General features: G+C 33.6%; 20 protein-coding genes and 1 riboswitch. Of the genes, 2 read left to right on the top strand and 18 right to left on the bottom strand.

What is annotated here, in order from left to right:
• Positions 1 to 136: 136 nt before the first annotated feature.
• From F5ESL0246_RS03670 to F5ESL0246_RS03655, 4 genes are read right to left on the bottom strand one after another with little or no spacing between them, the layout of a single operon-like run.
• Complete coding sequence (locus tag F5ESL0246_RS03670) at positions 137 to 892, bottom strand: ribonuclease HII (RefSeq protein WP_122018161.1); 756 nt, start codon at positions 890 to 892, stop codon at positions 137 to 139.
• Complete coding sequence (gene ylqF / locus F5ESL0246_RS03665; protein WP_122018160.1) at positions 889 to 1,728, bottom strand: ribosome biogenesis GTPase YlqF; 840 nt, start codon at positions 1,726 to 1,728, stop codon at positions 889 to 891. Before ylqF ends, F5ESL0246_RS03670 begins: the two co-directional genes overlap by 4 nt.
• Before the next feature lie 45 nt (positions 1,729 to 1,773).
• Positions 1,774 to 2,004, bottom strand: a complete 231-nt coding sequence (locus F5ESL0246_RS03660) for a YozE family protein (RefSeq protein ID WP_122018159.1) — start codon at positions 2,002 to 2,004, stop codon at positions 1,774 to 1,776.
• 4 nt (positions 2,005 to 2,008) lie between these two features.
• Positions 2,009 to 2,869, bottom strand: coding sequence for a DegV family protein (locus F5ESL0246_RS03655; protein WP_233551582.1), 861 nt, complete (start codon positions 2,867 to 2,869; stop codon positions 2,009 to 2,011).
• A gap of 120 nt (positions 2,870 to 2,989) precedes the next feature.
• On the opposite strand from F5ESL0246_RS03655, the gene F5ESL0246_RS03650 reads away from it, so the two are divergent.
• Positions 2,990 to 3,655: a hemolysin III family protein gene (locus tag F5ESL0246_RS03650; RefSeq protein ID WP_122018157.1), complete on the top strand. Its 666-nt coding sequence runs from the start codon at positions 2,990 to 2,992 to the stop codon at positions 3,653 to 3,655.
• Here F5ESL0246_RS03650 and F5ESL0246_RS03645 read toward each other — a convergent pair.
• The gene (locus tag F5ESL0246_RS03645; RefSeq protein WP_122018156.1) at positions 3,652 to 4,851 is read right to left on the bottom strand and encodes a CCA tRNA nucleotidyltransferase; all 1,200 of its coding nucleotides are present in this window, start codon (positions 4,849 to 4,851) and stop codon (positions 3,652 to 3,654) included. The two genes, F5ESL0246_RS03650 and F5ESL0246_RS03645, sit on opposite strands and share 4 nt — an antisense overlap.
• A 621-nt stretch (positions 4,852 to 5,472) precedes the next feature.
• Between F5ESL0246_RS03645 and F5ESL0246_RS08355 the strand changes: the two genes are divergently transcribed.
• Positions 5,473 to 5,712, top strand: a complete 240-nt coding sequence (locus F5ESL0246_RS08355; RefSeq protein WP_233551581.1) for a hypothetical protein — start codon at positions 5,473 to 5,475, stop codon at positions 5,710 to 5,712.
• 585 nt (positions 5,713 to 6,297) lie between these two features.
• On the opposite strand, the gene F5ESL0246_RS03635 is transcribed toward F5ESL0246_RS08355, so the two are convergent.
• The 13 genes from F5ESL0246_RS03635 to F5ESL0246_RS03575 form a co-directional block, all read right to left on the bottom strand.
• Positions 6,298 to 7,554: a lipopolysaccharide assembly protein LapB gene (locus F5ESL0246_RS03635; protein WP_122018155.1), complete on the bottom strand. Its 1,257-nt coding sequence runs from the start codon at positions 7,552 to 7,554 to the stop codon at positions 6,298 to 6,300.
• Positions 7,555 to 7,642: 88 nt separating this feature from the next.
• Positions 7,643 to 7,918 (bottom strand): HU family DNA-binding protein, encoded by a 276-nt coding sequence (locus F5ESL0246_RS03630; RefSeq protein WP_122018154.1) that lies wholly within the window; start codon positions 7,916 to 7,918, stop codon positions 7,643 to 7,645.
• A 185-nt stretch (positions 7,919 to 8,103) separates the two neighbouring features.
• Positions 8,104 to 9,414 carry a ribosome biogenesis GTPase Der gene (gene der, locus F5ESL0246_RS03625; RefSeq protein ID WP_122018153.1) on the bottom strand — a complete coding sequence of 437 codons (1,311 nt, stop codon included), beginning with the start codon at positions 9,412 to 9,414 and terminating at the stop codon, positions 8,104 to 8,106.
• Positions 9,415 to 9,481: 67 nt separating this feature from the next.
• Positions 9,482 to 10,687, bottom strand: coding sequence for a 30S ribosomal protein S1 (rpsA, locus tag F5ESL0246_RS03620; RefSeq protein WP_122018152.1), 1,206 nt, complete (start codon positions 10,685 to 10,687; stop codon positions 9,482 to 9,484).
• Between the two features lie 52 nt (positions 10,688 to 10,739).
• The gene (cmk, locus tag F5ESL0246_RS03615) at positions 10,740 to 11,423 is read right to left on the bottom strand and encodes a (d)CMP kinase (protein WP_122018151.1); all 684 of its coding nucleotides are present in this window, start codon (positions 11,421 to 11,423) and stop codon (positions 10,740 to 10,742) included.
• Between the two features lie 44 nt (positions 11,424 to 11,467).
• Positions 11,468 to 11,944, bottom strand: coding sequence for a LysM domain-containing protein (locus F5ESL0246_RS03610; RefSeq protein ID WP_122018150.1), 477 nt, complete (start codon positions 11,942 to 11,944; stop codon positions 11,468 to 11,470).
• Positions 11,945 to 12,044: 100 nt separating this feature from the next.
• Positions 12,045 to 12,731, bottom strand: a complete 687-nt coding sequence (locus F5ESL0246_RS03605; protein WP_199688555.1) for an ECF transporter S component — start codon at positions 12,729 to 12,731, stop codon at positions 12,045 to 12,047.
• Positions 12,732 to 12,823: 92 nt separating this feature from the next.
• Positions 12,824 to 12,939, bottom strand: a riboswitch (FMN riboswitch).
• A gap of 28 nt (positions 12,940 to 12,967) precedes the next feature.
• Positions 12,968 to 13,687, bottom strand: a complete 720-nt coding sequence (locus F5ESL0246_RS03600; protein ID WP_122018149.1) for a pseudouridine synthase — start codon at positions 13,685 to 13,687, stop codon at positions 12,968 to 12,970.
• Positions 13,687 to 14,298 carry an SMC-Scp complex subunit ScpB gene (gene scpB / locus F5ESL0246_RS03595; protein ID WP_122018148.1) on the bottom strand — a complete coding sequence of 204 codons (612 nt, stop codon included), beginning with the start codon at positions 14,296 to 14,298 and terminating at the stop codon, positions 13,687 to 13,689. The genes F5ESL0246_RS03600 and scpB overlap by 1 nt, the downstream gene beginning before the upstream one ends.
• A 1-nt stretch (position 14,299) precedes the next feature.
• Positions 14,300 to 15,025 (bottom strand): ScpA family protein, encoded by a 726-nt coding sequence (locus tag F5ESL0246_RS03590; RefSeq protein WP_122018147.1) that lies wholly within the window; start codon positions 15,023 to 15,025, stop codon positions 14,300 to 14,302.
• 6 nt (positions 15,026 to 15,031) lie between these two features.
• Positions 15,032 to 15,379: a reductase gene (locus F5ESL0246_RS03585; RefSeq protein ID WP_122018146.1), complete on the bottom strand. Its 348-nt coding sequence runs from the start codon at positions 15,377 to 15,379 to the stop codon at positions 15,032 to 15,034.
• A 10-nt stretch (positions 15,380 to 15,389) separates the two neighbouring features.
• Complete coding sequence (gene xerD / locus F5ESL0246_RS03580) at positions 15,390 to 16,289, bottom strand: site-specific tyrosine recombinase XerD (RefSeq protein ID WP_122018145.1); 900 nt, start codon at positions 16,287 to 16,289, stop codon at positions 15,390 to 15,392.
• Positions 16,282 to 17,169 carry a S1 RNA-binding domain-containing protein gene (locus F5ESL0246_RS03575; protein WP_122018144.1) on the bottom strand — a complete coding sequence of 296 codons (888 nt, stop codon included), beginning with the start codon at positions 17,167 to 17,169 and terminating at the stop codon, positions 16,282 to 16,284. Before F5ESL0246_RS03575 ends, xerD begins: the two co-directional genes overlap by 8 nt.
• Between the last annotated feature and the right edge of the window lie 54 nt (positions 17,170 to 17,223).

Here is a 17,223-nt window from a genome sequence, read left to right as displayed (position 1 = left end):
TACGGCATTGAGGAATGGTGCAATAACCTGCCGCGCAAAATCTTAGCCTACCACACTCCCGATGAATTATATGAGAAAAGATTAGATTGCATCTATCAAATCAAGTAGGGTGTTCAACTTAAAATTGCAATTTTCGTTATTTAAAAAAGTTATTCACAGGGGCGAAAGTTTTACGATGGATTGGTGTCGGTCCATATTTTTTTAGAGCAGCTATATGTTCCTTAGTACCATACCCCACGTTAAGTTCAAAATGATATTCGGGATAAATTAAGGCATAATCAGCCATTATCCTATCCCGAAAAACCTTAGCAATGATTGAAGCTGCAGCAATGGAATTAGACTTTGCATCTCCTTTTATTAATCGCTTTTGTGGTATATCAATTGGTACCGTCATTGCATCAACAAGAAGAGCATCTGGTTTACAATTAAGACCAGCCACTGCATCAGCCATTGCTAATCGATCTGCCTCATAAATATTGATTTGATCAATTACTTGAGAATCTCTAATCCCAATTGCTACACTAATCGCCTTTTGTAAAATTTTAGGGTAAAGCAGTTCACGTTTTTGTACACTCAATTTTTTAGAGTCATTAACATCAATTATATCAAAATTGGCATCAATTACTACTGCTGCAGTTACAACAGGACCAGCAAGTGGACCGCGACCAACTTCATCAACCCCTGCAACAGTTCGGCCTTTAGCCCAAAATTCTCGTTCATACATAAATCGATTGGCGAAAGCTGCTCGCTTTTCTGCTAATCGTCTTTGACGATTTTGGTAACTTACAACAAGTTTTTGGACGCCAACTCTAGGATCAGATGCTAATTTTGCTAAAGTAGCATCACTAACTTTTTTAGAGGCTAGCAATTGTTTGATTTCATTAATGGTCATATTCGATCCAATGTTATCCTTCCTACTTTACCTTTTCGCAATCTTTGAAGAAGATAAAGAGAAAAGCGATCATAATCATCACGCATCCCATATTGGCTTGTAAGCGCTAACAACAAATCGGTATCATTAATCTTTTCTACTTCTTCTTTAGATGATCGAGCAAACTTAACTAAGCAATTAAAATAATAATCACGTAAAGATCCTAGTAAAAAGAGGGCAACATCATCAGCATTAAAAATACTATCTTTAATTGCACCAAAAGCTGCTAGTTTGTAACCAACCTCTTGATCTTCAAATTTGGGCCACAAAATGCCTGGGGTATCTAAAATTTGAATATTTGCTTGCGCTTTAAGCCATGTCTGTCCCTTAGTTACTCCAGGCTTATCGCCAACAACAGCAACATTATGACCAACCAAGCGGTTAATAATCGTAGATTTACCGCAATTAGGAATCCCCGCTAATGCAATTCTAATTACAGGATTATACGCACCTTTTGCCTCAAGCTTAGTGATTTTTGATTGTGCTGTCTTTTTGATCATTCGAATTAATGCCTGCATATTATTGCTATGAAGTGCATCCATTGCCATAACAACTTTGCCTTTACCAGAAAGCTTTTTCTGCCATAATTTAGTCATTACTGGATCAGCCAAATCTGCTTTATTTAGAATAATTAGATGTGGTTTATTACCCACTAATTCCTCAATCATCGGATTTCTAGAAGACTGAGGAATCCTTGAATCCAAAACTTCTACTATGACATCAATCAAGTCCATCTTGTCTTCAAGCTGATTGCGCGCTTTATTCATATGGCCCGGATACCATTGGATTTTAGTCATTTTTCCTCTTCTTTATACTATAAAAAAGCTCCAAAGAGCTCTTGATTAATACGACATTTTATCACGATACATCTGATAGGCATCATCAAAGATACTCATACTCGATAGATATCCCGCATTTAACTCAAGATAATTAGACAATTTTTCATAATCTTGCTCTTGTTTAGGAAAAGTTTGATCATTTTGAGCATTATTTGCAAACTGTGCAATCTCGCTACTTGAATTATTATTTCGTTGTGTCATCAAATAACGATAAAAACTTTCTCGATATACCACTTAGTTACTCCGTATAATATAAAATTGCATAAGCATCCATCCCTGCATGTGTAGCAATAATTGGACTGGTTTCCCGAACTAAGACATCAATCTGGGAATTAATATCTTTAATTTTTTGAGCAAAGTCAAGTAACTTTTGGGGCACACCATCAATTGAAACATAAGATATGCCAACCTCTTTGATTTTATCCTTGTTTGCCTCAATATCATCTAAAACTCGTTGATCAAATGCCATAGTAAATTTCTTGCCACGCCCCTTTTTAGCGACCTTCAGTTTACCATTAGGCATTTGTAGCTCAATTCTAATATTAAGTAAATTAGCAATTTTACCAGAAATCGGTCCCAGACGTCCGCCTTTAATAACATTTTCTAAATTAACAATCATCATTCGCAAACGTTGTGTCTTCTTTATTTTTTCAAGATGCTCTAAAATTTGATCAACTGATTTTCCCGTTTCAGCATCACGTGCTGCTACCAATGCTTGAAAACCTTCTGCACGATCTGTTAATTCTGAATCCACAATATGAACCATCGCCGTTTTCTTAGCAATTTCAGCTGCTTGTCTGGCGGCATCAACTGTCCCACTTAAGACTTTGGCTAAGAAAATACCAATAACCTCACTACCATCAGCCGTTAAGTCGTTAATTGCATCTACCAGTCGGCCAATGGATGGTTGACTGGTTTTAGGAAGTTCTTCAGCTTCATTCATCTTATCAACAAATTGTTGCCTTGTGATTTCAACTCCATCAAGATATGTTTTTCCACCAACTGTCACTGACAACGGCACAATAGTAATATGATATTTTTCAATTTCTTCTGGTGTTAGCTGCGCAGAAGAATCCGTCAAAATTTTAATTTTCGACAACGTCCTCGCCCTCAATTCTGAATGCTGCTTACATTTATGATAAAATATTATCTGTATCAATTATAAGTTATTATAGCAAAAAAACTAGCAAAAAAAAGAAAGCGAACAAACTGATTCAAAATGAAATTAAAAGAAATTTGGCAAGAACCAAAAGAAAGAGCGAAACGTTACTACATTTTAGATAACATCCTTAGCGCAGTCACACACGGAATTGGTTTTTGTTTAGCGCTTGCTGGCTTTGATTTATTAATTATTAAAGCAGTCTCTACACATAGCACATTGAGAATTGTAACTTTTAGCATTTATGGTATCTGCTTACTTTTGTTATATTTGTTTTCTACTCTTTTCCATAGTTTGATTTTTACTAAAGCCCGTAACATTTTTCAAATCTTTGATCATTCTTCGATTTTTCTATTGATTGCTGGAACATATACACCATATTCACTCGTTGCAATTGGTGGACTTCGAGGTTGGTTAATGTTTAGTTTTGTTTGGTTATTAGCAATTTTTGGAATTCTTTACTATATTTTTAATCGTGGCAGACATGTAATTCTAGACACAATTGTATACGTAGGTATGGGATGGCTAGTCATTTCTGTTGCACATCCATTATATATACGCCTAAGTTCTACTGGATTTTGGTTGCTAGTTAGTGGGGGAATTGCTTATACCGTTGGGGCCTTATTTTACACAATGAAACAAATTCCATACATTCATGTTATTTGGCATCTTTTCGTTATTTTGGGTTCAACTCTAATGTATATTTCAGTACTATTCTATGTCTAATTTAAACTCGTCAGATAAGTTCTAACCGCTTCTTCGGAATTTTCTAAATTACCGTCAATTACCTTATGTTTAATTTCATTTAATACTTCCCCTAGTCTAGGACCAGGCTTAAAGCCTTCTTTAATTAAGAACCTACCATCGACTGCTAACTCAGATGAAGATTTAATAGGTAATGCCATATAGCGATCCACTAAGACCTCAGAGTTTATTGGCTGACCCAAAATGTGAGCAACATCAATTGTATTAAATAGAACATCTTTTCCCGCTTCAAATAATTCAAAATCTGTGGGTGAGTGTTCAGAAATTAGGTCAAATAAAGAAACAATTTTTTCAACTTTAATTGTCATTGCATTAGAATTTTTCCAATTATGCATAAATTTAGATATTTGGTCATTTTGAATTTTTAGTAAAATGATAATAACTCCCCAAAAACTTGTTTCCAAAGTTGGATTAAATTTTAAATTAGGATAAATTGCTAATAAATTTCCTTTTTGCGCCAAGTCGGGAATTGCTTCGTTTAATTCCGTCTCAATAAAGCTTCGAAAAGCTTCTCGAGAATTTTGCCCTAGGCCCATTTTGACAAATTCATCTCGCACTCTTTCTATCGAAATTTTGCTTAAAAGATGATGCAAATCTTTTATTGCTTCTTCTGTACAACTTTCCAAATTGAAATTCAGTTGACTCATAAAACGAACTGCACGCATCATTCTTAAGGCATCTTCATGGAACCTTTCTAACGGATCGCCAACCGCTTTAATTATATGTTTTTGCAAATCGCCTAAGCCATCAAAAAGATCGATAATTTGACCATGAGAATCCATCGCTAATGCATTAATAGTAAAATCACGTCGTTTAAGATCTTCATTCAAATTTTTAACAAATGTTACATGGTCAGGTCTTCGAAAGTCTTGATACCCTGACTCTGTTCTAAAGGTGGTAATTTCATAACCAATGCCATGATAAAGAACAGTAACGGTTCCATGCTGAATACCAGTGTCAATTGTTTTGGAAAAAAGATTTTTTACTTCTTCTGGATAAGCACTGGTTGCAATATCAATATCATGAATGTGTCTTTTGAGTAATAAATCTCTAATTGCTCCTCCCACAAAATATGCTTCAAAACCAGCTGCTTCTAATTTTTCCAGTATTGGTAATGCAGCAATAAATATTGATGGTAAATTATCTATTTTTATCATTTTAATCAACTCATTTGTTTTATAATCACGTTATTTTTGTTATGTTTAAATTATTAAATTTTTAAAGAAAGACCTAAAATTATGCCAAAAATATACTAAAACAACTATTCTTAAACTAGTTATTAATTCTAATAGGGTGCATATTTATGGCTTTAGTTTAGACATAATCTCCGATCCTAGTAAGTCTTGCTGTTAGCGTAAATTCGCTTTTGCTTAGACATTTTTGGGGAGCTAACTTGGTATTATCTTTCCTATATTAAAATATTCCACTAATTATATTAGGCTGTTGGTATATGGATAAAATATCTTTTGCTTATACAGTCTAGGGAATTATGTGACTCCTTTTTTCTCTGATTTTAGTACTCAGTATCTATTATATCTCAATTAAACTTAGAACACGACCATTTTCTTAACACCCTACTAGCCTGGAACGTTGTGGACGTGGACTTGTTTTTCGGTAGACATTACATACTGATCTTATTGCGCGCGTTTTTTAAATGAATTTTGACTTTTCTTTTGGAAAAGTATTGTTATTCTTTCTGTAATGTCATAATTATATTATGTTCGCTATCATATTTAGATATTAAATACATTATGTACATCATTTTTCTCACTTAAGTAATGGATACTGTCCAACAGGAAACGTATTTCGCTAGAGGAATGGTCATTATTTCTGAAAAACATCAGGAAATAGCTAATAAGATTGATTTAAAAATTAATCGTGATTTTACTTACCTAAATGTACACAGTGACTATAGTTTAAAAAAGACCTGTCAATTATTTAATTATCTTGTTGTCTCACCGAGAAAAATTTCAACAGTTAGACAACTAATTGCCGCTGAAGACACCAGGAATTCATAAATGTTTTTGAAGTACATGAGGTTTGGAATAGGACCTTTACATTTAAGCAAAATCAACATCACTTTTTTATTCGTAAATAACAATTTAACAAAAATAACTGTGCACGTCAAAGACTAGCACAGCTATTTTTTTACTTCTATATTTTAGAGAACTATTCAAAGATAAATTGAAAACAATTAAGATTATCTATCAACAATCTTTTGCTCAATATCTGGGTATTCAATTAAAAAATCCCTAAGTAGAGTCCTTTATCAAACTAATTAAAGGAGATTTTTAGCATATTTATTCTTACTCAAAAATCATCATATAAATTTTAAATATATCCATGACATATAAGTAAATATGTTATATCATTCCAAAATTATACTATTAGCCGCAACACAATTTTTTGATATTTTTTATTTATACTCAACGATAAAGCCAAATTAGATCTATAGTAGTAATAACTTTATTCGCTACGAATTAAACATTTCTATTAAAGCTATCACCATTATTTTTAAATTTTATAATACAAATAAAATAATGAAATAGCTATTATTTTGATTAGATACCTGCCCGAAAATTAGTTTCTTTTATTAATTATCATCAATTTTGCAAGTTATCGTACATATCTTGCAGTTCGGAATCTTCTGGTTCTAATTTTAAATACTTTTCTAGTAACTGCTTAACTATGTCATCAGAATGAGCTTCTGTATTAAAAAATCGTATCATTTGCTTTAAGAAGATTGCATTATCTGAAAATTCTGGATACGCTAACCAAAATTCACTTTTCGCCTTTTGCTCTTGCTCTAACCTTTGATAAGATATTGCAAGATTCCAACGAATCTGAGGTTCAATTTCATCTTCATCGAATTTACTGAACAAAGCTAAATTATCCTGATCTTTATTTTCGCGAAGATATAAATTAGATAGTTGTAGCCGTAAATCAATATTATCTGGTAAAAAATTCACACCTTTTATCAATAAATCTTCTGCTGTTTTTAAATCATTGAGTCTAATTGCAGCTAGTGCACCTTTTTCATACAAAACGGCATCCAATTCATTATAAGCGATACCAGCTTGTGCCGAACGTAAAACTTGCTCCGTATCATTTTTATGCTCATAAGCCGAGACTAACAAACGGTATGCATTAGCATAATCTGGACTTTGATCAAGAACTTCATCTAAGTATTTTATTGCCTGATCATCATTTTTAACAGCTAACATCACCAATGCAGCCTGATATTTACTATCAATATCTAAAATATCACCACCATTTTTTTTAATTACTGTAGCAGCTTCTTCATAACGTCCTAATTTTGCTAAAGTTTGGAATAAACGATCACTTAAATTAACTTCACTAAAATTTTTTTGTCGTTTTAATAAATCTTGATATAATTCAAGTGCTTCTTCATATTTTCCATTAAAATAATCGAGTTCTGCAAGACCAAATTTAACAACATCTTCATCAGGTGCCAATTTTAAGGCTTTTTTTAATTTCTGATATGCAGTTTCAAATAGACCATTAGTTTGATAATAGTCTGCCTGAACTAATAAACTATCCAGATATACAGATGAATCTTCAGAAATATTATATAAAAGCGTTAGACCATCATCATCTTTACCATCATTCAATAAAATTTCAGCTAAATAAATTTTAAATAAATCTTCCTTAGGGAAGCGAGCAATTAAACTACGATAAACTTCTTTAGCAGAATCAGTAAACCCTAATCCAGTTAAATTTTCCGCCAATGAAGCTAAAACCTCTGGATCATCATTATCTAATGCTTTTTTTAGTAAGATTTTTTCTTGAGAAAAATCCTGATTTTCAAGTGAATCAAGCATCTGTTTCGAATAAGTCATTTTAAACCTTCATTTAATAAAACAATTTATATTTTAGTTTGGTCAAAAAAAAGGTGGCCATTATTTTTTGCCACCATTTTTTATAAAACTACTTAACAGCGTCTTTAAGTGCTTTCCCCGGTCTAAACGCAGGAACTACACTAGCTGGGATCGCTATTTCATCACCAGTTTGTGGATTTCGACCCTTACGAGCTGCCCGTTTTCTTACTTCAAAAGTACCAAAACCAATTAATTGAACTTTTTCATTTTTAGTAAGATCCTTTTGGATTGAACTGAAAATTGCGTCTACAGTTGCAGCAACCTTTTTCTTAGTTAAACCAGTTTTTGAAGCAATTTCAGTAACTAATACCGCCTTGTTTGCCATCTGGAATTCACCTCCCAAAATAATTTCAAATAAAATATGAAATTATTAATTTATTTCTCAAATAAGAAACAAGGAATAAATGATTATGACCAACCAATATTCCTTGTTTCAAAATATCATAAAAAGCCTTGTACAACAAGCAATTTGACTAAAAAAATCATTTTTTCACATTTGCTAAATACAAACTATTTTCTCTTACGCGGAATAATTTTAAGTGGTGTTCCTATAAAATTGAAATTTTCTCGTAATTGATTAATCAAAAAACGTTGATAAGAAAAATGTAACAATTCAGGGTCATTAACAAAAACAACAAATGTTGGTGGATTAACAGATACTTGTGTCATATAATACAAGCGTAATCGCTTGCCCTTAATCATTGGAGTTGGGGCTAACTTACTTGCCTCAAGAAGAAGATCATTTAACACACTCGACTGAATACGCTGAGTTTGATTTTGATAAACTTCTTTAACAAGTTGTGGGATTTGCTCAAGATTTTGTCCTGTCTTTGCGGAAACAAATAAAATTGGAGCATAATCCAGGTACTGAAATTCTTCACGAATTGTTTGAATAAATTCCTTGCCGCTATTACTATCTTTTTTCGGTAGATCCCACTTATTAACAACGATGATAATGCCGCGTCCTGCTTCATGTGCGTATCCAGCTACATGCTTATCCTGTTCACGAATACCTGTACTTGCATCTAAAACCAGACAAACTACATTTGAATGCTCTACAGCACTTTCTGCACGCATTACCGAATATTTTTCGGTTTTTTCGTAAACTTTACCACGTTTTCTGATACCAGCTGTATCAACGATTCGAAATTTAGTTCCATCTTCACCAACAAAAGGAGTATCGACGGCATCACGTGTTGTCCCCTCTTCATTATTAACAATTACTCGCTTTTCTCCAAGTAATCGATTCACAATTGAGGATTTACCGACATTTGGACGTCCAATCACACTAAAGGAAATTTGTTCTTCATTTTTTTTATCTAAATTAGTCGGTAATTCACTAACAATACGATCCAGCAAATCGCCAATACCCGTGCCGTGAACACTAGAAACAGGTATTGGCGTACCTAATCCCAAGCTGTAAAAGTCGTAAATATCCATTCTTTGCTCAGGATTATCAGCCTTATTAACAGCCAAAATCACTGGCTTTTTAGTTTGATATAGCATATGTGCAATTCTTTCATCTAAATCAGTCAGGTGATTAGTTACACTGGTCAAAATTATAATTACATCAGCTTCTTCAATTGCAATTTCTGCTTGAGCCCGTATCTCATCCTCAATTCGTCCATCTTCCCAGGTGATGCCACCTGTATCAATCAAATCAAATTTATGTCCAAGCCATTCTGCCTGAGCATAATTTCGATCACGAGTAACCCCCGGTTTATCCTCAACAATTGCTAGACGTTCATTGATAATCCGGTTGAAAAGTGTTGATTTACCAACGTTCGGTTGTCCTACAATTGCAACTACAGGTAAAACCATAAATTTTCAGCCTCCCTAAAATATAAAAAAAGCTGACTTATTGGTCAAGCCAGCCTTTTTATTACAATTAATGACGATCTTTTAATTGGTCACCGATAATATCACCTAAAGCAAAGCCACTATCATCGTTGTTCATGTACTTATTGTTCATTGAACCTCTGTTATATGAACTATGCGATTGGGAACCTTCATTATCAGAACTCTTAGGATCAGCCGCTTTCATTGAAAGTGAAATTCGACGCTCACCTGGATCAATACTCAAAACTTTAACTTTAACAGTTTGACCAACTTTCAATACATCACTTGGTTTGTCAACGTGTTTGTATGAAATTTCAGAAACATGAACTAGACCTTGAATGCCATCAGCCACTTCAACAAAAGCTCCGAAGTTAGTTAAAGATTTAACTTCGCCCTCAAAGATGTCACCTTCATGAAGTTCTGCTGTTGCTTGTTCAAATGGGGAAGGTTCAGTTTGCTTAATTGAAAGGGAGATGCGATGTCTATCATCATCAATACCAATTACTTTTACCTTAACATCTTGACCAGATTTTAATACATCACTAGGTTTATCAACGTGCTTATATGAAATTTCAGAAATGTGAACCAAACCGTCAACACCACCTACATCAACAAAAGCACCAAAGTTAGTTAAACGAGAAACCTTACCTTCAACTACGTCACCAACAACTAATTGTGAAGCAACATTTTCAAAGGCTTCTTCGCGCTCTTCTTCGATTAAGTCCTTGTGTGATAAAATTAAGCGATTTTTACTTGGATCAATCTCAGTAATCTTAAGCTTCATTGTTTTACCAATATATGGCTTAAGATCTGAAACATATCGATTTGAAATAAGTGATGCAGGTAAGAAACCTCTCGTTCCTACATCAACTAATAATCCACCACGTACTGATGATGTAATAGTGCCTTCGATTGGAGTACCAGCTTCAAAGTCCTTTTGTAATTCATCGTAGGCTTCTCTTTCCTTTAAACGAGTTACAGAGAAGAAGAATTCACCATTTTCCTTATCGCCGCCAGCTTTTCTTAAAACTAAAGCCTTGAAATTATCACCAGGCTTAACAGCGTCACGAAGGTCGACGTTGCGATCTGAAGTAAATTCACGACGTGGAATAACTCCCTCGACACCAGCATTTACAACACCAACATCGATTTGACCTTCTTCAACGTCTAAAACTTCAACATCTACAATATCTCCGACCTCAACTCCTTGCATTTGCTTTAATGCATCTAAAAATTGATTACTATTTTCTGACATTATTTACCTCCCGATATCATAACCTCATTTTAAATGAAAGTTAGATATTTTTCTACTGTTTTAACACCTTTTTTTGACTTTTTTTAATTTCTGCCAAAATAGAATTAACAACTTCATTAATTGTCATCTTAGTTGTATCAATTTCGACGGCTTCAGAAGCCTTTTTCAATGGTGACACTTCTCGGTGAGAATCTTTGTAATCTCGTGCGACTATATCAGACTCAATTTCTTTTAGTGTTTTTTCACTTTTTATTCCACGTTGTTTTAAATCGAGCATCCTTCTTTGTGCACGAGACCGAGCAGTTGCTACAAGAAATATCTTAACTTGTGCATTAGGAAGAACAGTAGTAGCAATATCCCTTCCATCCATTACAATATCCATTTTTCCGGCCATTTGGCGCTGTAAATCCACCATTTTACTTCGAACACCAGCTAAAGCAGACACTTGAGAAACATTTTTCGAAATTTCAGGAGTCCGAATTTTGCGCGAAACATCCTGACCGCCAACATAAACTTTTTGCTCACCACCAACAGATTTAAGTTCAATTCCACACCGATCAATTGCAACTAAAATTTGATGCTCATCAGCATAATCAATTCCCTCTTCTTGTGCGATCACAGTACAAGCACGATACATCGCACCTGTATCAATGTATATATATCCTAATTTCTGCGCAACAATTTTTGCTACAGTACTTTTACCAGCTGATGCTGGTCCATCAATTGCTATCTGCATTCCAATTAAAAAGGGGCAACATTGTCCCTATCCTTTCTATACCATTACTTTAATATCAAGGTTTGCCCTGCTTCAATTTGTCTATTTTCATCAAGATTATTAAGTGCGACTATATCGCTAACAGTCAAATTAAATTTTTCAGCAATACTAGTCAGCGAATCACCATTTGCTACAATATATTGCTTAGGAACCCTTTCTTGAAATTTATTCTTAGCTGGTTCTTTAGTTTTTGGTTTATTTTGCACCTTAGCGTGCAACTTTACCTTAGATTTAGACTTTGGGATAATCGGTGACTTTTTTACTCTTATTTGCTTTTTACTAGATTTCTTTACTTCAACTGCCTGGTTATCTGTCTTGTTTGCTGAAGCCAAATGATAAACAATAGGTACAAGAGCAACAAGTATGATCATTAAAAATGACATTATTGCTTTCCAGATTTTAGACACAGACTTGTGTGTATTAACTCTAGATTCTGCTGGACGTAAATAATGTCGATATGGTTCTACTGGTTTTTGGTTCATTTTAAAACCCCCTTGCTTAACTTGTATAATTTTAGCATATTTAATATGAAATTTGGATAAAAAAAAACGACCGGATCTGGTCGTTTTATAAAATTAAATTTTATTGATTATTTTTTTTGAAGTATTTACGAACAAAAGGTTTAATAGTCTTCAAAATTGTTTCAAATAGTAAGAAAACAACTACACCATTAATTAATCCTTTTAGTAAGTTAAAAGGTACAATTATGCCAAAAATATAGGCACTCATAGATGGAATATGAAGCAACTGTCCCAAGTAAATCTTCTCGGTAAAATTTAACAAACCGCTGTAACCATTTATTGCTGGCAATTTAGGTACAGCTGTCACTGCATAAAGTGGAGTCAAAACTAGTGCATTAAGTATTGATAAAACGACCGTCATTGCTAAAATTCCTAAAACAATTCCAAGAATCGGCTTAAAATGACGCTTAAAAATATTCGTTTCATCAGCATTAAGATTTTTTGTTGAATAATAAAATGGTAAAGCAAACGAAATAGTCGCTAATAAGGCAGCAATTTGACCGACAATGCTTGGGAGTGCAAATCCTTTATAAATTAGATTAATAATCATTCGAATACACGCAATGAAAATTCCTGGACCTGCACCAAATAGAAAAGTTCCAATTGTAATAATTACATCAGAAAAATCGAATTTCAAAAAACTAGCAACTGGCAATGGAAATGCAATTTCCATTACGACAAACGCTATTGCTCCTAGCAATGCATAGGCAATAATATTAGCTAAATTACTTGAATTTTTTCGTTTCAAAAAACTTACCTCCAAAAGTAATAATAAGTCTGTTGCTTCTAGCAACAGACTTATTTAAAAGTAAGCATAAGATTATCCAAGCTTTTAAGTTAGTCTGCCTTCTTTCATCTAGACTTTAACTATCGGTATTCTTAAAGAATTCCACCACTTACGTGGGTCGTGGACTCACACCACCGGTCGGGATTTACACCCTGCCATGAAGACAACAAACTGATATATTTGATTACAATTACATACTAGTCTAAGCGCTTTAATCTGTCAACCTCAGCATGTGTCAATTCACGATATTTTCCTGAAATAAGCGAGTCTAAGGTTAAAAAAGAGTATTTTTCACGCGAAAGTTTTTTAACTTGATGATTCACTGCTTTAAACATTTTTTTAACTTGATGATAGTGTCCCTCATGAATTGTTAATTGAACAAGTTGAAAATTTTTTTTCCTATCACTGCGAATAATTTTAACTTTTGCCGGTGCAGATTTTTTATGATCAAAAATGACACCGTGAGTTAGTCTGGCTATTTCTTCTGGTAACAATTGTCCGTTAATTTTTGCCAAATAGACTTTGGACACTTGGTTGCGGGGATGCATCAGTAAATTAGCTAGTTCTCCATCATTAGTCATAAGCAACAGACCAGAAGTATCATAATCCAAGCGCCCAACTGGATACAATCGATATGGTAGTTCAGAAAAATAGTCAGCTACGGTTTTTCTTCCCTTATCATCACTAACCGTAGAAACTACACCACGAGGTTTATAAAAAAGAAATGTATGCAAGCTTTCACGCTCAATAGGCTCACCATCAACAGAGATATTACTAAATGTTTCAACTTTTGTACCCAATTTAGTAATTACTTTACCATCAACTGTTACCCTACCCTCTTTAATCATTATTTCTGCTTTGCGACGAGAAGCAATCCCTGCCTCCGCAATTACTTTTTGTAAGCGTTGTAAAACCATTATTTTTCTCCTTCGCGTTGATGTTTGAATAAATTCTTATCTACCTGCCCTTTCGCTGATAACAGATCTATTTCCCCCTCGACATTAATGATGTCATCTTCAAAATCCTCAATTAAAGGCAAATCTGCCAAGCTTTGATAACCGAAATATTGTAAAAAATATTCACTAGTAATATATAAATTCGGATGTCCTGGGACATCTTTTTTACCTTCAATTTTTATCAAACCGCGCCAAAGTAATGTCTGTAGTGCGCCAGAAGAGTTAACTCCTCTTATTGTATCAATCTCAACTCGCGTTATTGGTTGCTTATAAGCAATAATTGAAAGTATCTCCAAAGCTGATTGGCTCAGTGTTTTGGTAAGATTTTTTTGAAAAAAACCGGTCACAATTTCACTAACTTCTGGACGAGTTGTTAATTTATAGCTATGATCAAGATGAACCACTTGCAAACCCGTATCTGCATTTTGCTTAAGTTTTTCCTTTAATTTTTTGCTAAGCTCCCTTAAGACAGAAGAATCAATTTGTAATAATTCACACAAATTATTACTTTCCAATCCGCTATCACCAGCAAGATACAGTAACGCTTCTAACTGCGCCATTTTACTTACCATTTTAACCAATTCTTTCTATTTCCAAATCTCCAAATGCATGTGATTGTCGAACCTTGATTTGTTGCTGTTTACATAGCTCTAATAAAGCCAAAAAAAGACCAATAACATCTGATAAACTGTTCAGTTGGTCACTACATGAAAAAAAGCTAATTGTTTTTTCAGTAGCAAGCTTACACTCTAAAAAATCAGTCATTTCAGTAATTGATGTTTCATTAGATGCAATAGAAACATTATCTAAATGGCTAATTTTTAAACGTTGTAAAACCACAATAAATGTATTGACCAATTGCGAAGAGGTAATTTTGCCCAGCGGCAATGGATCTATCTTTTTAGTTTGTGGCACACTTTCTTCTTTTGCCGCCGTAATTGGAACTTCTTCATTTCTCTTTTTAAAATACAACGAAACTTTTTTGAAAACAGAATATTGCACCAATTGTTGAACTAATTCATCACGTGGATCTTCTTCAAGTTCTTGATTATCAGTAAAATCATTCTTTGGTAATAGGGATTGTGACTTAATCCTTAGTAGCATTGAGGACATTACAAAATATTCACCAGCAACTTTTAAATTCAAGCGCTGCATTTCATGCAAATAAGCTAAGTATTGACTAGTGATTTGCGCAATAGGAATATCATAAATATCAATTTTCTGAGATTTAATTAAGTGAAGAAGTAAATCAAGTGGTCCTTCGAAATTAGGCAATTCTAAAGTTAAATTATTAGTCATATTCTTTCATTTTGTCAAATATTTAATTAAATAAATCCATTCAGGCACAGCTGTAATTTTTTTATTAGGATTACTACTAGCTAACTCTTGAATAGCCCGAGATTCATATTTAGATTGACGATAATCTGGCGCAAGTGAGATATAGCGAATTATAATAAAATGATCATCATTTTGAGTACCGATTACGCCGATAAAATTAGCTTCTTTTTCTCGATATAAATATAGTTGAAACTCTGAGCTAGCCTTGTTCAGTTTAATTTCTTCTTTTAAATTATCAAGATTTTTAAATTCAGGCAAATAGGATAATAATCCCATTGCAACTTTTTCTTGATCTTTTTTACATTCAATTAGCAAAATAAATCACCTATGTTCGCGGATGCGTCCTAGTATAAACTTCTAAGATATGCTTTTGAGTTAAGTTTGTATATATTTGCGTCGTGCTAATATCTGTATGCCCAAGAATTTCTTGCACTACACGTAAATCTGCACCATTTTCAAGTAGATGAGTCGCAAATGTATGGCGTAGTGTATGAGGTGTAACATTTTTAGAAATTCCAGCCAATTGACAATAACGTTTGATAATTTGCCAAACCGCCTGTCTTGTTAGTTGTCCGCCACGATTATTAAGAAAAATATAATCACTATTTTTCCCAACTTTCAGAAGTAATGTATCTCGTACTTTTTGCTGATAGTTTTCAATCCATGAAATTGCTACCGAACTAATTGGAATGAGCCGCTCCTTATTTCCCTTTCCAAATACTTTTAATAATCTCAAATCAGCATGTAAATCATCAAATTTAAGATTAATCAATTCACTTACTCTAATTCCAGTTGCGTACAGTGTCTCAAGTAACGCTCGGTCACGTAATCCCAATTTTGTTTTAATATTGGGTTGAGCCAAAAGATCATTTACTTCTTTAACACTCAAAGCTACAGGTAAAACATGCCGTTTCTTAGGTGAATCAATTTCTTGCATCGGATTAAGTTTCTGAATATTCTGACGTACAAGCCATTGATAAAACTTTCGCAAACTTGAAATCATTCTACTAATTGAAGTGGTCGCTTTTTTTTGATCTTGTAATTCAGCCAAAAAAGCATCAATATCAACAGTTTTAGTTGGCCATGACGTAATATTTTCTTTTTTCAAAAAGGCTAAAAAACTAATTAAATCTTGTCGATATGCCAAAATGGTGTTATCACTTAAACCACGTTCAATTTGACTATAACGTAAATAATCCTCAACTTCTTCTAGTAAATCATTCATTTTCTTTAACTTCAGGATCATTAATCAATGTAATTGACCCGGCATCCTTATCTTCAGTAATATATTTTGCCTTTAGCAAACGACCTATAGCTCGCTTAAATGAGGATTTAGAAATACCAAAATAATTTTTAATTTCTTGCGCATCGGATTTATCATAAAAGGGCAAAGTTTTTGTATTCTTACGGCGTAAACTCATTAAGATCATTTGAGCATCATCATCAATCTCTTCAAAAGCTCGTGGCAAGCTACTTAAATTCAAGCGACCATACTGACTAATACCAATTACTCGCCCCTTAAACTGCTCGCCTAAACGGAGTGGTCGTACCATTTGAGATGCATGAACAAATCCAAGATAATACTCACTAGTAATGACAAATGCTCCAATTTCACGACTAGCATAAACCGTACCAAAAATATCCTTATTTTTCATTTTATCAGGAAAATGGGCTGCCAATTGTTCAAAAATACTTTCATCTGCCAATTTTGCCCAGATACGATCTTTGCTGTCAGTTTCAAGATGAACCAAAAGTTGGTCATCAATTCTCGGCCAGCGCTCTTTATCAAATGGTAGATCATCAACTGAAACAACAACTTCTTTATCAGGTAGTCCAATATCCACAAAAACACCCAAATCATACTTAATATCAGTTACTTTGCTCCAACCATATTGATCAGCTTGAGCAAAAGGTAAAAATTGTGTCATTTCACGATGATGTTGCTTATCATCATATAAAAAACCTTGTACTTGACTACCTAAACGTGGAGTTTCCTCTTGAGTAATCTCCTTACATTTCAATTCGTAAGTAACTCCATCTACTTGAACATAAAATGCATCATCATTTTGATCAATTATTTTCCCTGTTGCAATTGTGCCAAGCATAGTTTCAATCTCCTAAATCAAATAAATTTTCTTTTAACAAGTATAACATTTTAA

The sequence above is a fragment of the Lactobacillus sp. ESL0246 genome (genome assembly GCF_003692965.1).
In the GTDB taxonomy this organism is placed as follows: Bacteria; Bacillota; Bacilli; order Lactobacillales; family Lactobacillaceae; genus Lactobacillus.
The sequence above is the reverse complement of the archived record's forward strand: the minus strand, read 5'-3'. Positions and strand labels throughout refer to the sequence as shown.

What these genes read in the sequence shown, in the direction of transcription:
- F5ESL0246_RS03650 (WP_122018157.1), top strand. Translation starts at nt 2,990, where the DNA reads ATGAAATTAAAAGAAATTTGGCAAGAACCAAAAGAAAGAGCGAAACGT.
- der (WP_122018153.1), bottom strand. Translation starts at nt 9,414, where the DNA reads ATGGTTTTACCTGTAGTTGCAATTGTAGGACAACCGAACGTTGGTAAA.
- F5ESL0246_RS03600 (WP_122018149.1), bottom strand. Translation starts at nt 13,687, where the DNA reads ATGGTTTTACAACGCTTACAAAAAGTAATTGCGGAGGCAGGGATTGCT.
- F5ESL0246_RS03590 (WP_122018147.1), bottom strand. Translation starts at nt 15,025, where the DNA reads ATGACTAATAATTTAACTTTAGAATTGCCTAATTTCGAAGGACCACTT.
- F5ESL0246_RS03575 (WP_122018144.1), bottom strand. Translation starts at nt 17,169, where the DNA reads ATGCTTGGCACAATTGCAACAGGGAAAATAATTGATCAAAATGATGAT.
- F5ESL0246_RS08355 (WP_233551581.1), top strand. Translation starts at nt 5,473, where the DNA reads ATGGATACTGTCCAACAGGAAACGTATTTCGCTAGAGGAATGGTCATT.
- xerD (WP_122018145.1), bottom strand. Translation starts at nt 16,289, where the DNA reads ATGAATGATTTACTAGAAGAAGTTGAGGATTATTTACGTTATAGTCAA.
- rpsA (WP_122018152.1), bottom strand. Translation starts at nt 10,687, where the DNA reads ATGTCAGAAAATAGTAATCAATTTTTAGATGCATTAAAGCAAATGCAA.
- ylqF (WP_122018160.1), bottom strand. Translation starts at nt 1,728, where the DNA reads ATGACTAAAATCCAATGGTATCCGGGCCATATGAATAAAGCGCGCAAT.
- scpB (WP_122018148.1), bottom strand. Translation starts at nt 14,298, where the DNA reads ATGGTAAGTAAAATGGCGCAGTTAGAAGCGTTACTGTATCTTGCTGGT.
- cmk (WP_122018151.1), bottom strand. Translation starts at nt 11,423, where the DNA reads ATGCAGATAGCAATTGATGGACCAGCATCAGCTGGTAAAAGTACTGTA.
- F5ESL0246_RS03635 (WP_122018155.1), bottom strand. Translation starts at nt 7,554, where the DNA reads ATGACTTATTCGAAACAGATGCTTGATTCACTTGAAAATCAGGATTTT.
- F5ESL0246_RS03630 (WP_122018154.1), bottom strand. Translation starts at nt 7,918, where the DNA reads ATGGCAAACAAGGCGGTATTAGTTACTGAAATTGCTTCAAAAACTGGT.
- F5ESL0246_RS03610 (WP_122018150.1), bottom strand. Translation starts at nt 11,944, where the DNA reads ATGAACCAAAAACCAGTAGAACCATATCGACATTATTTACGTCCAGCA.
- F5ESL0246_RS03645 (WP_122018156.1), bottom strand. Translation starts at nt 4,851, where the DNA reads ATGATAAAAATAGATAATTTACCATCAATATTTATTGCTGCATTACCA.
- F5ESL0246_RS03670 (WP_122018161.1), bottom strand. Translation starts at nt 892, where the DNA reads ATGACCATTAATGAAATCAAACAATTGCTAGCCTCTAAAAAAGTTAGT.